The sequence below is a fragment of the Paraburkholderia dipogonis genome (genome assembly GCF_042680985.1).
Lineage (GTDB): Bacteria > Pseudomonadota > Gammaproteobacteria > Burkholderiales > Burkholderiaceae > Paraburkholderia > Paraburkholderia phytofirmans.
Map to the genome: position 1 here is coordinate 134,038 of NZ_JBHUFR010000021.1, position 13,599 is coordinate 147,636.

Annotated in this window: 7 protein-coding genes; 5 read left to right on the forward strand and 2 right to left on the reverse strand. The window is 62.6% G+C overall.

The window, feature by feature from the left end; translation table 11 throughout:
- Positions 1 to 142 precede the first annotated feature (142 nt).
- A complete protein-coding gene (locus ACFSNN_RS26340) occupies positions 143 to 1,873 on the forward strand; it encodes an AMP-binding protein (RefSeq protein ID WP_134457508.1) in 1,731 nt (576 codons plus the stop codon).
- Between the two features lie 888 nt (positions 1,874 to 2,761).
- Here ACFSNN_RS26340 and ACFSNN_RS26345 read toward each other — a convergent pair.
- Positions 2,762 to 3,559 (reverse strand): transporter substrate-binding domain-containing protein, encoded by a 798-nt coding sequence (locus ACFSNN_RS26345; RefSeq protein WP_134457509.1) that lies wholly within the window; start codon positions 3,557 to 3,559, stop codon positions 2,762 to 2,764.
- A gap of 220 nt (positions 3,560 to 3,779) precedes the next feature.
- Between ACFSNN_RS26345 and hemE the strand changes: the two genes are divergently transcribed.
- Complete coding sequence (gene hemE, locus ACFSNN_RS26350) at positions 3,780 to 4,880, forward strand: uroporphyrinogen decarboxylase (protein ID WP_134457510.1); 1,101 nt, start codon at positions 3,780 to 3,782, stop codon at positions 4,878 to 4,880.
- A 465-nt stretch (positions 4,881 to 5,345) separates the two neighbouring features.
- Positions 5,346 to 7,592: a primosomal protein N' gene (locus ACFSNN_RS26355; protein ID WP_208949494.1), complete on the forward strand. Its 2,247-nt coding sequence runs from the start codon at positions 5,346 to 5,348 to the stop codon at positions 7,590 to 7,592.
- Between the two features lie 259 nt (positions 7,593 to 7,851).
- Here the strand turns inward: ACFSNN_RS26355 and ACFSNN_RS26360 are convergent, their stop codons facing one another.
- Positions 7,852 to 8,022 (reverse strand): hypothetical protein, encoded by a 171-nt coding sequence (locus tag ACFSNN_RS26360; RefSeq protein ID WP_166799269.1) that lies wholly within the window; start codon positions 8,020 to 8,022, stop codon positions 7,852 to 7,854.
- 312 nt (positions 8,023 to 8,334) lie between these two features.
- Here ACFSNN_RS26360 and putA point away from each other — a divergent pair, with 312 nt between their 5' ends.
- Together putA and ACFSNN_RS26370 are read left to right on the forward strand one after the other, a co-directional pair.
- Entirely contained in the window at positions 8,335 to 12,264 is a 3,930-nt protein-coding gene (gene putA, locus ACFSNN_RS26365; RefSeq protein ID WP_134457511.1) for a trifunctional transcriptional regulator/proline dehydrogenase/L-glutamate gamma-semialdehyde dehydrogenase, read from the forward strand.
- An 88-nt stretch (positions 12,265 to 12,352) separates the two neighbouring features.
- On the forward strand, positions 12,353 to 13,501 hold the full coding sequence (locus ACFSNN_RS26370; protein WP_134457512.1) for a branched-chain amino acid ABC transporter substrate-binding protein: 1,149 nt from the start codon (positions 12,353 to 12,355) through the stop codon (positions 13,499 to 13,501).
- Positions 13,502 to 13,599: the final 98 nt, after the last annotated feature.

Here is a 13,599-nt window from a genome sequence, read left to right on the forward strand (position 1 = left end):
TTCATCGTGGCGCTTCGGCTCGCGCGGCGCGGCAATGCGCTGCGGGTAAGACTTGATGCCGGACCGACACACGCCGATGGCACAATCGATTTCAAATTCATTTCAATAGACGAGCTTGCGCTGAGCTCACGGAGATAACACCATGGCAACGCATGTGTCAGGCGAAGGTGCACTCATCGAACCCAAAGATGGGCTGTCCTATGTCCGCGGGTCGACCGACATCCCGCTGAGCGAAGCGACGGTCGGCCGGTTTCTGCGCGATACGGCGGCAAGCTTTCCGGACCGTCCGGCCGTGGTGTTTCGCGAGCAACGCATTCGGTGGACATGGAAGGAATTCGCTGAAGAAGTCGATATTTTGGCAGCAGGGCTGCTCACGCTTGGTATCGCGAAGGGTGACCGCGTGGGCATCTGGTCGCCAAATCGCGTGGAATGGTTGCTGACCCAGTTTGCTACCGCCCGCATCGGCGCCGTGCTGGTCAATATCAATCCCGCATACAGGCTCGCGGAACTCGAGTACGCGCTTAACAAGGTCGGCTGCAAGGCAATCATCGCCGCCGAGCGCTTCAAGACGTCCATGTACCTGGAGATGCTGCAGGAGCTTGCACCTGAACTGGCTACGCAGGCGCCCGGTGAACTGCACGCGGCAAGGTTGCCCGAACTGCGTTATGTGATTCGCATGTGCGACACGGAAACACCCGGCATGCTGACCTTTTCCGACGTGATCGAGCGCGGGCGCGTGTCACTCGACGTGGCGAAGCTCGACGCCATTGGCGCCACGCTCTCGTGCCACGAGCCGATCAATATCCAGTTCACCAGCGGCACGACCGGCAATCCGAAGGGCGCGACGCTGACGCACAGCAACGTGGTGAATAACGCGCGTTACATCGCGATGGCGATGCGTCTGAGCGAGCAGGACGGTTTATGCATCCCTGTCCCGCTGTACCACTGTTTCGGCATGGTGCTGGCGGTGCTGGCATGCGTATCGGTTGGCGCCAATATGGTGTTTCCGGGCGAGGGCTTCGACCCGGCCGCAACGCTGGCCGCGGTCGCGGAAGAGCAGTGCACCGCGTTGCATGGCGTGCCGACCATGTTCATCGCCGAACTCGATCATCCGAACTTCGCCAGCTACGACTTCTCGCGCTTGCGCACCGGCATCATGGCGGGCTCGCCTTGCCCGATCGAGACCATGAAGAAGGTCGTCTCCAGAATGCATCTGAGCGAAATCACTATCGCGTATGGGATGACCGAAACCAGCCCAGTCTCGTTCCAGAGCTCGACGACCGATCCGCTCGACAAGCGCACGACAACAGTCGGCCGCATTCAGCCGCATCTGGAAGTGAAAATTGTCGATCCCCTCGGCGCGATCGTGCCAGTGGGCGAAACCGGCGAGCTATGCACGCGCGGCTATTCGGTGATGCAGGGCTATTGGGGCGACGAGGCGAAGACGCGCGAAAGTATTGTCGACGGCTGGATGCATACCGGCGATCTGGCAACGCTCGACGCCGAAGGCTACTGCAACATCGTCGGCCGGCTGAAGGACATGCTGATTCGCGGCGGCGAGAACATCTATCCGCGCGAGATCGAGGAGTTTCTGTTCCGGCACCCGAAGATTCAGAGCGTGCAGGTGTTCGGCGTGCCCGACACGAAGTACGGCGAGGAGGTCTGCGCGTGGGTCGTATTGCGTTCGGGGGAGCAGGCGACGGCTGAAGAGATCCAGCAGTTCTGCCAAGGGCAGATTGCGCACTACAAGGTGCCGAAGTACATCCGCTTTGTCGATGAACTGCCTATGACGGTGACCGGCAAGGTGCAGAAGTTCATCATGCGCGAGCAGATGATCAGCGAATTGAAGCTGCGGGAAGACAAGACGGCGTAACCGTCGATGGCAGGTCCGCGCGGGCAAAACATCGCGCGCCGCGGATCGGCCAGTGAGGCACAAAGATAAAGCGTAAGGGGGCAAATCGTTTGCCGTGCAACTTCGCTCAAGTACCGCGAACGTACCCGATATAGCGCGCTATTGCGCTGCGCAAACGTTTGGCCAGACGAAAAAAAAGCGGGCCTGGAGCCCGCTAAAAACCACACGCTACGGGGTTAGCGCGAGGAGACCAAAGAAGGAACCGACTGAGACGACGACCCTGCGTCGACTACGGCCCCAGCAGGGATGCCCCTTTACAGGGCTTCGGCATAGGCCGACCGGCAAGTGCATCGTATCCGCTCACACCAAGCACCCAGCCACATCCGTGTTGAAACCGTGAGGGCATTGTGGGCGAATTAATCTACGAGCGCGGTAACAAAGTGTTTCAGGTTGTAACGCCCGCCAGATAAGGCGCTGCAGGATATTTTGCCAAAAAGAAACGATTGAACCGTAATTTTTACCGATGACTCGCTCGCAATTTCATACGCCTGATTGATGCTATTCGCGACGCATAGTGCGGCGTAATCCGTTAAGTCGATTCTGCATGAAATGGTTGCACGTTCATCTTTTGGACGCAGGATCCCCCGCGTTACAGGTCCTTGCCCGACTTCACGAGTTTCCGTAATCCAAATCACGGCAGCATTGCATCGCAGCATTCACTTGCGTACGCAATTGGGGCGCAAAGCCCGTGCTGACCGAGAGTTATGACGGCTTTATTGTTCGGGTTTTACTTAACAGCGCCTCGTACCGTTACATGATTGGCGCGTGAACGTGGTCATTTGGCGTTTCCCGACCGCCGCCGCCTTCCAGTAAAAAATGGAAAAGGAGACGGCCAAAAAACGCGTTACGCTACTTCAGCCACTTGTCCGAAATGGCTTGGTATTCGCCGGTTGCTCGCGCGAGGTGCAACCACTGGTCGACGTATTGCTGGAACGGCACATCGCCGCGCGGTAGGAGCCAAGCCTTCTCCCCGTACTGGAACGGTTTGTCCGGATGAACCGAGCAAAGGCCGGGATTCAGCTTTTGCTGCAACAAGGTTTCCGACGCGTCAGTCACCATCACGTCCGCCTTGCCGGCGAGGATCTGCTTGAATATCGTCACGTTATCCGGATAGACGGTCAGGTTCGCATGCGGAAAGTACTGTTTCGCGAAGCGCTCATTGGTGCCGCCCGGATTGACGATCACGCGTGTCGCCGGCTGGTCGATTTGCGCGACGGTCTGATATTTGTTGACGTCGTCGCACCGAACGATCGGCGTCTTACCGTCGACCATGTAGGCCTCCGTGAAAAACGCGCGCTTCTGCCGCTCGAGGGTCGGCGATACACCGCCCACGCCCACGTCGCACTTGGCGACAAAGTCGTTCATCAGATTCGACCATGACGTCTTGATGTACTCCGCCTTGACGCCGAGCGACTTGGCGAGCGACTCCGTCATGTCGATATCGATGCCTTCGAACTGGCCGTCCGCCTTGTAAAACGAGTACGGCTTGTAGTCGCCCGTGGTGCAGGCGCGCAGCGTGCCGCGCGCGAGAATTTCGTCGAGCCGCGAGGGCGTTGCCGTGGTGGCGCTGGTCTGTGCCCCAGCCACGCCTGCGTGCATCAAAACGCCGGCCAGCGCGCCGAGCAGTGCGAGTGCTGCCTTGTTCATCGAGTCTCCTTGGTTGTAAGTAATTGTTTGGTAAGTCCGTTGGATAATAGCCCGGCAATTTCCGCTTGAACATTGGCCGTTCAGCCAGGTGATGACGCCGCGGCCAACCCACCCAAAAACCGGCCGCGAGCGACGCGGCCCAACAGTTATTGGCCGGATCAAGCACGATGCGGCGGCCAGGCTCCGGTAAAATGCCCCTTTGCCCTCAGTCGTAAGCAACGTGGCCCATAAACTCCTGAACGACACTTTCCTGCGCGCACTCCTGCGCCAGCCGACCGACTACACGCCGATCTGGCTGATGCGGCAAGCTGGCCGCTACCTGCCGGAATACAACGCCACGCGCGGTCGCGCGGGCAGTTTTCTCGGTTTGGCGAAGAGCCCGGCGTACGCGACAGAAGTCACGTTGCAGCCGCTCGACCGTTATCCGCTCGACGCCGCGATACTGTTCTCCGACATCCTCACCGTGCCCGACGCCATGGGTCTGGGCCTCGAATTCGTGACCGGCGAGGGTCCTAAGTTTGTTCGCCCGGTTCGCACGGAAGACGACGTCGCGCGCCTCGCGGTGCCGGACATCGACGCCACGCTGCGCTACGTAACCGACGCCGTGCGCGAAATTCGCACCGCGCTGACCGACGCGCAAGGCCGTCAACGCGTGCCGCTGATCGGCTTTTCAGGCAGTCCGTGGACGCTCGCGTGCTACATGGTCGAAGGCGGCGGATCGGCGGATTTCCGCACCGTCAAGTCGATGCTCTACGCGCGTCCGGATCTGATGCACCGCATTCTCGACGTCAACGCGCGCTCGGTCGCGGCGTATTTGAACGCCCAGATCGAAGCCGGCGCGCAAGCTGTAATGATTTTCGACACGTGGGGCGGGGCGCTGGCTGACGGCGTGTATCAACGTTTCTCGCTGCAGTACATCCAGCAGGTGGTGAGTCAGTTGAAGCGCGACCACGACGGCGAAAAAGTCCCGGTCATTACCTTCACGAAGGGTGGCGGCCTGTGGCTCGACGAAATCGCCGACACCGGCGTGGATGCGGTCGGCCTCGACTGGACGGTGAACCTGAGCAAAGCGCGCGAGCGCGTGGGCGGGAAGGTGGCGCTACAGGGCAATATCGATCCATCGGTGCTGTTCGCGCCGCCGGCTTCGATCCGCATGGAAGCGCGCGCGGTCCTCGACAGCTTCGGGAATCATCCCGGTCACGTGTTCAATCTCGGCCACGGCATTTCGCAGTTCACACCGCCGGAGAACGTCGCCGAACTGGTTGACGAGGTGCATCGTCATAGCCGGGCGATTCGCAGCGGGGCTCATGCACCGGCATGAAGCCGTAATCGTTACCATTTTTTGTTGCGCCGCAGCGAACTGGGCTCTCGGTCTAAGGGAAAATTTGCAGCTAACAGGCCGTCAGATGGCGGTCCTGCGAAAGTCAAGACTTGACTTATGCACATTCATCACGCTGCGGCGCGGTAGAAGCTTTAGTCGTGTCCTGGCCCTTGCACATTGCAGGCGCATTTGATCTAAGCCTTGTCTGGCAAGGGTTTGACGGGTTCTGGTCAGACTGTGCGGAACCCCACAGAAGGCCGCTGCGGCGCGGTTCCCGGGCCGTCCGGGCAAAGTTCTCAACAAAGTTATCCACAGGCACTCGGACCGATTGCAATTGTTCAGCGGAATCCAAAACTTAGCGCCGAAATTGAAGTTTTACTTTAACTTCTACGGATTCGCCGTCTGCTCAATGGGCACCACGATGTGGCATCGTGTCGCGCTCATTCCTCTGATCCCTGCTGACGCGTGAGCGAAGTGTTCGTCCGCGTCGCACTCGACCATCCGCTGGCGACCTTGTTCGACTACCGTTTCGACACGCCTGTGCCTGTCGCGCCGGGCATGCTGGTGAGCGTGCCGTTTGGGAAGCGCCATATCGTAGGGCTTGTCTGCGAAGTGACCGCTCACAGCGACGTGCCGGCGGATCGTCTTCGCTCCGTGAATGACGTGTGCACAGCTTGCCCGCCGGTGTCGCCGGAATGGCTGAAGCTGGCTGCGTTCGCCGCCGACTACTACCAGCGCGGCCTCGGAGAGGTCGCGTTGCCCGCGTTGCCGCAGGCGTTGCGCGATGCGTCGCGCTGGTCGCGCCTGTTCGCGCCGGAAGAGCGCTACAGTCTCACGCCCGAAGGCCGCGCCGCGTTGCCCGATGCCCTGCCGGCGCGGGCAAGCGCCTTGCGGAAACTGGCGCAGGCGTTGGCCGAAACGGAGTTCCTGCTTGCCGCCGAGGCCCGCGCGCTACACCCCAAAGCGATTGCAACACTAGACGCCTGGCAGGCTGAGGGCTGGGTTGCGTTGGACATCATCGAAGCCGCGGCGGCGCTGACCGCAGCCGCTTCGTCTGACGCGCCCGCGCCCGCGCTGCCCACGCTCACGGACGAGCAGGCGGCCGCCGTCGAAGCCATCCGCGATGCAGACGGCTTTGCGCCGTTCCTGCTGCACGGCGTGACGGGCAGTGGCAAGACGGAGGTCTATTTGCGCGCGCTCGCGGAGATTCTGGCCGCGAAGCCTGACGCCCAGGCGCTTGTTCTCGTCCCCGAAATCAATCTGACGCCGCAGTTCGAAGCGGCCTTCCGCGGGCGCTTCGCCGCGCTCGAGGGCACGTCGATCGTCACGCTGCACAGCGGCCTTGCGGAAGGCGAGCGCGCCCGCAACTGGTTCGCCGCGCACACCGGCCGCGCGCGCATCGTCCTCGGCACGCGGCTGGCGGTGCTGGCGTCGCTGCCCAAGCTCGCGATCATTGTCGTCGACGAGGAGCACGATCCGGCTTACAAGCAGCAGGAAGGTTTGCGTTATTCGGCGCGCGATCTGGCGATTTATCGCGCCAAACAACTCGGCTTGCCGGTCGTGCTCGGTTCGGCCACACCGTCGCTGGAAAGCTGGTGGCAGGCGGACCAGGGCCGCTACAAGCGGCTCACCTTGTCGCGCCGCGCCGTCGCCGAGGCCGTATTGCCCACCGTCAAACTGATCGATCTGGAAGAGGAGCGGCGGCGCGGGCGGGCATCGGTGGAAGGTTTGTCGGGGCCGCTGATCACGGCGCTGAAGGCGCGGCTCGAACGCGGTGAACAAAGCCTCGTGTTCCTGAACCGCCGCGGTTACGCGCCGCAGCTTGCCTGCGACGCCTGCGGCTGGGTCGCCGGATGTCCACGGTGCAGCGCGTACGTCGTGCTGCATAAGCCCGAGCGCGCGCTGCGCTGCCACCATTGCGGCTGGGAAGCGCGTATCCCGCGTTCGTGCCCGGAGTGCGGCAACGTCGATATCGCGCCGATGGGCCGCGGCACGCAGCGCGTCGAAGAAACGCTGGCGAGCGCGGTGCCCGGCGCCCGCATCTTGCGCATCGACGCTGACAGCACGCGTCGTAAAGGCAGCGCGCAGGCGCTATTCTCCGACGTCCACGCGGGCGAAGTCGACATCCTCGTTGGCACGCAGATGATCGCCAAAGGTCACGACTTTCAGCGCGTGTCGCTGGTCGGCGTGCTGAACGCCGACACCGCGTTGTTTTCCCACGACTTCCGCGCGAGTGAACGGCTTTTCGCGCAACTGATGCAGGTGAGCGGCCGGGCGGGCCGTGCGGGTTTGCCGGGCGAAGTGCTTGTGCAGACACGCTATCCGCGACACGCGCTCTATCACGCGCTGGGGCGCCACGACTATGTCGGCTTCGCCAATTCCACGCTGGCCGAACGGCGTGACGCGCACTTGCCGCCATTCGTCTATCAGGCTTTGCTGCGCGCCGAAGGCCGCACGCTCGAAGCCGCGCTCGCCTTTCTGCAACAGGCGGCGGCCGAGTTGACCGGCATTGCGGCCGCCGAACGCGTGACCGTCTACGACGCCGTGCCGCTCACCATCGTCAAAGTCATGCACGTGCACCGCGCGCAATTGCTGATCGAGAGCGCGTCGCGGGCCGCCTTGCAGGCGACTTTGCGCGCCTGGCAGCCGCTGCTGCGCGGCCTGAAAGGCGTGCTGCGCTGGAATCTGGAAGTCGATCCGCTCGACATCTAAGGCGCGTCGGCGGTCTGGCGCCGTCGCTACTCCTCAGTCATGTTCTCAGAGCGAATGGTCGTTTCGTTCTGCGACGCCGCTCGCCTAAATTTCGCCGGGACACCCGTGCGCAGTTCAAAACCGCTCCCCGACATCGGCACGTGCCGACCCCACGCCGCGGCATGAAGTCCGGCGTTGAACTCGCCCGGCAACCGGAGTCAGCGTAAAAAGCCGCATCGCCACATCCGGCACGGAACACCGGACGCAACCGCTCAATCGCTCAATCGTTCAACGCGGCCCGCGCATCGCCCGCCGAAGCGCGCGATGCCGCCGTCGCACGTTCGTCGTCGGACTCGCGCCTTCCCGGTCCGCTTGTCGCGCCGCGTATGAAGAGCACGCCGCAGGTCGCGCACATCGCCCAGATGCCCAATATCACCAGCCACTTTTCCATTTCGCCTGTCCTCTAAACCCCGTACCGTTTTTTTGTGCGTGCCCGGAGGCCGCGTGCCGCTATGTTCCGTATAACGGCGCGCCGACCCGTTCTGATAAGGGTAAAAGCAAAAAGAATCACGCCAGGGAAAGTACTAAGCGCAACCGCTGTGCAGGCGCACAGCGCCATCTGGCGCAAACCCCCGCCGCACAAGGCTCCCAGCAGGGTGCAACCATACTCGGAACATGGTTGCACCTTTTTATTGGGAGGCGTACGATTCGCCCAACTTTGAGTCTTTCCCAGCGCATTCGTTTGGTATCCGAAGAAGGAAACATGGCTAGCACCACCCTTGGCGTCAAGGTCGACGACCTCCTGCGTTCCCGGCTGAAAGATGCCGCTACCCGTCTTGAACGCACTCCGCACTGGCTCATCAAGCAGGCCATCTTCGCGTACCTCGAAAAGATCGAGCACGGTCAGTTGCCGCCCGAACTGTCGGGCGTGACAGGCTCGGCGGATCTTGCCGATGGCGCCTCGGTCGAGCAGGAAGAAGACGGCGCGTCGCACCCGTTCCTCGAGTTCGCGCAAAACGTGCAACCGCAATCGGTGCTGCGCGCGGCGATCACGGCCGCTTATCGTCGTCCCGAGCCGGAATGCTTGCCGTTCCTGGTCGGTCAGGCGCGTTTGCCTGCGAACCTCGCGGGCGATGTGCAGACGATGGCCGGCAAGCTGGTCGAAACGCTGCGCACCAAGAGCAAGGGTGGTGGCGTCGAAGGTCTGATCCACGAGTTCTCGCTGTCGAGCCAGGAAGGCGTGGCGCTGATGTGCCTCGCCGAAGCGCTGCTGCGCATTCCCGACCGCGCCACGCGCGACGCGCTGATCCGCGACAAGATCAGTAAGGGCGACTGGAAATCGCACATGGGCCAGGCGCCGTCGATGTTCGTCAACGCCGCGACGTGGGGCTTGATGATCACCGGCAAGCTGGTGACGACCAATAGCGAAACGAGCCTCTCGTCGGCGCTGACGCGTTTGATCGGCAAGGGCGGCGAACCGCTGATCCGCAAGGGCGTCGATATGGCGATGCGCCTGATGGGCGAGCAGTTCGTCACCGGTGAGAACATCTCCGAGGCGCTGGCCAACAGCCGCAAATACGAAGCACGCGGCTTCCGCTACTCGTACGACATGCTCGGCGAAGCGGCCACCACCGAAGCCGACGCTCAGCGCTACTACGCGTCGTACGAGCAGGCCATCCACGCGATCGGCAAGGCCGCCGGCGGCCGTGGCATCTACGAAGGCCCGGGCATCTCGATCAAGCTCTCCGCGCTGCACGCACGCTACTCGCGTTCGCAGCAGGAACGCACAATGAGCGAACTGCTGCCGCGCGTGCGCTCGCTGGCGATCCTCGCGCGCCGCTACGACATCGGCCTGAACATCGACGCCGAAGAAGCCGACCGCCTCGAAATCTCGCTCGATCTGCTCGAAGCGCTGTGCTTCGATCCGGAGTTGGCCGGCTGGAACGGCATCGGCTTCGTGGTGCAGGCGTATCAGAAGCGTTGCCCGTTCGTGATCGACTACATCATCGATCTGGCGCGCCGCAGCCGTCACCGCATCATGGTGCGCCTCGTGAAGGGTGCGTACTGGGATACCGAAATCAAGCGCGCGCAAGTGGACGGCCTCGAAGGCTATCCGGTGTACACGCGCAAGATCTACACGGACGTGTCGTACCTCGCTTGCGCCAAGAAACTGCTGGGCGCGCCCGACGCGGTCTATCCGCAGTTCGCCACGCACAACGCCCACACGCTCTCGGCGATCTATCATCTCGCGGGCAACAACTACTACCCCGGCCAGTACGAGTTCCAGTGTCTGCACGGCATGGGCGAGCCGCTGTACGAGGAAGTCACCGGCCGCGACAAGCTGAACCGTCCGTGCCGCGTGTACGCGCCGGTCGGCACGCATGAAACGCTGCTCGCGTACCTCGTGCGCCGTCTGCTGGAAAACGGCGCGAACACGTCGTTCGTGAATCGCATTGCCGATGAAAACGTCGCGATCAAAGACTTGATCGCCGACCCGGTCGACGAAGCCTCGAAGATCGTGCCGCTCGGCGCGCCGCACGCGAAGATTCCGCTGCCGCGCAATCTGTACGGCGCCGAGCGTCTCAATTCGATGGGGCTCGATCTGTCGAACGAGCATCGTCTGGCGTCGCTGTCGTCGGCTTTGCTGGCGAGCGCGCATCATCCGTGGCGCGCCGCGCCGATGCTAGAGGACAACGAAATCGCCGTGGGCGCCGCGCGCGATGTGCGCAACCCGGCGGATCATCGCGACCTCGTCGGCACGGTCGTCGAAGCAACCCCGGAACATGTCAGCGCCGCGCTGGCGCATGCGGTCGCCGCCGCGCCGATCTGGCAAGCCACGCCGGTCGATGCGCGCGCCGATTGTCTCGCGCGTGCCGCCGATCTGCTCGAAGCGCAGATGCATACGCTAATGGGTCTGGTGGTGCGTGAAGCCGGCAAGTCGCTGGCGAACGCCGTCGCGGAAATCCGCGAAGCGATCGACTTCCTGCGCTACTACTCCACGCAGATTCGCGACGAGTTCTCCAACGACACGCATCGCCCGCTCGGTCCGGTGGTTTGCATCAGCCCGTGGAATTTCCCGCTGGCGATTTTCATGGGCCAGGTGGCCGCGGCGCTGGCCGCCGGCAACACCGTGCTCGCGAAACCGGCCGAACAGACGCCGCTGATCGCCGCGCAAGCCGTGCGTATTCTGCGCGAAGCCGGCGTCCCGGCGGGCGCAGTGCAACTGCTGCCGGGCAATGGTGAAACGGTCGGCGCTGCATTGGTGGCCGATCCGCGCACGCGCGCGGTGATGTTCACTGGTTCGACTGAAGTCGCACGCCTCATCAACAAGACGCTCTCGGGCCGCCTCGATCCGGACGGCAAGCCGATTCCGCTGATCGCCGAAACGGGCGGCCAGAATGCCATGATCGTGGACTCGTCGGCGCTCGCTGAACAGGTGGTCGCGGACGTGCTGCAATCGTCTTTCGACTCCGCCGGTCAACGGTGTTCCGCGCTGCGCGTTCTTTGTCTGCAGGACGATGTCGCGGAACGCACGCTGGAGATGCTAACGGGCGCGATGCGCGAACTGGCCGTGGGCAATCCGGACCGTTTGTCGATCGATGTCGGCCCGGTGATCGACCTCGACGCGAAGCGCGGTATCGACGCGCACGTCGCGACGATGCGCGAGAAAGGCCGCAAGGTCGAGCAATTGCCGATGCCCGATGGTTGCGCGCAAGGCACCTTCGTTCCGCCGACGCTGATCGAGCTCGACAGCATCGACGAACTGAAGCGTGAAGTGTTCGGCCCGGTGCTGCATGTGGTGCGTTACCGCCGCAGCCAGCTCGACAAGCTGCTCGAACAGATTCGCACGACGGGCTACGGCCTGACGCTCGGCATTCATACGCGGATCGACGAAACCATCGCTCACGTGATCAGCCGCGCGCACGTCGGCAACATTTATGTGAACCGCAATGTGATCGGCGCGGTGGTGGGTGTGCAGCCGTTCGGCGGTGAAGGTTTGTCGGGCACGGGTCCGAAAGCAGGCGGCGCGCTGTATTTGCAGCGTCTGCTGGCGACGCGTCCGGCCGGGTTGCCGAAGTCGCTCGCGCAGGCATTGGTTGCGGATGTACCGAACGCAGCCGAAAACAGCGACAATCCGTCCGCTGCATTGACGGCTTATCGCGATTGGCTGATCGCCGAGCAACAGCCGGTGCTGGCCGCGCGCTGCGACGGCTATCTGTCGCATATGCCGGCGGGCGCCACGGCGGTACTGTCGGGACCGACTGGCGAGCGCAACACGTACACGTTGGGCGCGCGCGGCACGGTGCTGTGCATTGCGTCGACGGCGAGCGGCGCGCGCGTGCAGTTTGCCGCGGCGCTGGCTACGGGAAATCGCGCGCTGTTCGAAGGCGCGGCTGGCGAAGAATTGGTGGCGCAGTTGCCCGCGTCGCTGAAGTCACATGCGAGCGTGAAGAAGAGCGCGGATGCAACGTTCGACGCCGTGCTGTTCGAAGGCGATAGCGACGAGCTGCTGGCGCTGGTCAAGGAGGTCGCGAAGCGTCCGGGCCCGATCGTTTCGGTGCAGGGCGTGGCGGCTCGCGCGCTGGAAAGCGGCGATGAGGATTACGCGCTCGAACGTCTGTTGACGGAACGTTCGGTCAGCGTGAATACGGCAGCAGCAGGCGGTAATGCGAATTTGATGACGATCGGTTGAGCGAACCTTAACGATCTTTTCAAAAAAGAAGGAAGCGGTACGGCGACCCCGAAACCGCTCCATCCACACCTGGTATCAAGGAGAAGCTATGCAACACAAGATGAAACAGCTGGCAGGCGCTGCACTGGTTGCAGCGATGTCGCTGGCGGGGACGGCCAATGCTCAATCGACGGAAGATGTGAAGGTCGGCTTTGCCGGCCCGATGACGGGCGCGCAGGCGCACTACGGCAAGGACTTCCAGAACGGCATCACGCTGGCAGTGGAAGACATGAACGCGACCAAGCCGGTGATCGGCGGCAAGCAAGTCCGCTTCGTGCTGGACTCGGCCGACGACCAGGCCGACCCGCGCACCGGTACGACGGTTGCACAGAAGCTGGTGGATGACGGCATCAAGGGCATGCTCGGCCACTTCAACTCGGGTACCACGATTCCGGCGTCGCGCATTTACGCGAACGCCGGCATCCCCGAAATCGCCATGGCGACGGCGCCGGAATACACGCAACAAGGCTTCAAGACCACGTTCCGCATGATGACGTCCGACACGCAGCAAGGTTCGGTCGCCGGCACGTTCGCGGTGAAGTCGCTGGGCGTGAAGAAGATCGCGATCGTCGATGACCGCACGGCCTACGGCCAAGGTCTGGCTGATCAATTCGAAAAAGCGGCGAAGGCAGCGGGCGGCCAGATCGTCGATCGTGAATACACTAACGACAAGGCTGTGGACTTCAAGTCGATCCTGACCAAGCTCAAGTCGGTCCAACCGGATCTGATCTATTACGGCGGCGCGGATTCGCAAGCGGCACCGATGGTCAAGCAGATGAAGGCACTGGGCATCAAGGCGCCGCTGATGGGCGGCGAAATGGTCCACACGCCGACGTTCATTCAGATCGCGGGCGACGCGGCGAACGGCACGGTGGCATCGCTTGCGGGCTTGCCGCTGGAAGAAATGCCGGGCGGCAAGGACTACGTCGCGAAGTACAAGAAGCGTTTCAACGAAGACGTGCAAACGTACTCGCCGTACGCTTACGACGGCGCAATGGCCATGTTCGACGCAATGAAGAAGGCGAACTCGACCGATCCGGCCAAGTACCTGCCGGTGCTCGCGAAGACTTCAATGCCGGCAGTGACGGCGTCGAACCTCGCGTACGACAGCAAGGGTGACCTGAAGAACGGCGGTATTACGCTGTACAAGGTTGTCGATGGCAAGTGGACGACGTTGCAAAGCGTGGGTGGGAAGTAAGTAGCTTTTCCTGCTAGAGCAGCTTGGCTGCCGTGTGATGGTTTGACACGGCAACAGGCGCAAAAAAAGCCCTGCGGTTTTCGAACACGCAGGGCTTT

Excerpts from the sequence above, each read along its gene's own strand:
- ACFSNN_RS26360 (WP_166799269.1), bottom strand. The coding sequence starts at position 8,022 with ATGGAAAAGTGGCTGGTGATATTGGGCATCTGGGCGATGTGCGCGACC.
- ACFSNN_RS26345 (WP_134457509.1), bottom strand. The coding sequence starts at position 3,559 with ATGAACAAGGCAGCACTCGCACTGCTCGGCGCGCTGGCCGGCGTTTTG.
- ACFSNN_RS26370 (WP_134457512.1), top strand. The coding sequence starts at position 12,353 with ATGCAACACAAGATGAAACAGCTGGCAGGCGCTGCACTGGTTGCAGCG.
- putA (WP_134457511.1), top strand. The coding sequence starts at position 8,335 with ATGGCTAGCACCACCCTTGGCGTCAAGGTCGACGACCTCCTGCGTTCC.
- ACFSNN_RS26340 (WP_134457508.1), top strand. The coding sequence starts at position 143 with ATGGCAACGCATGTGTCAGGCGAAGGTGCACTCATCGAACCCAAAGAT.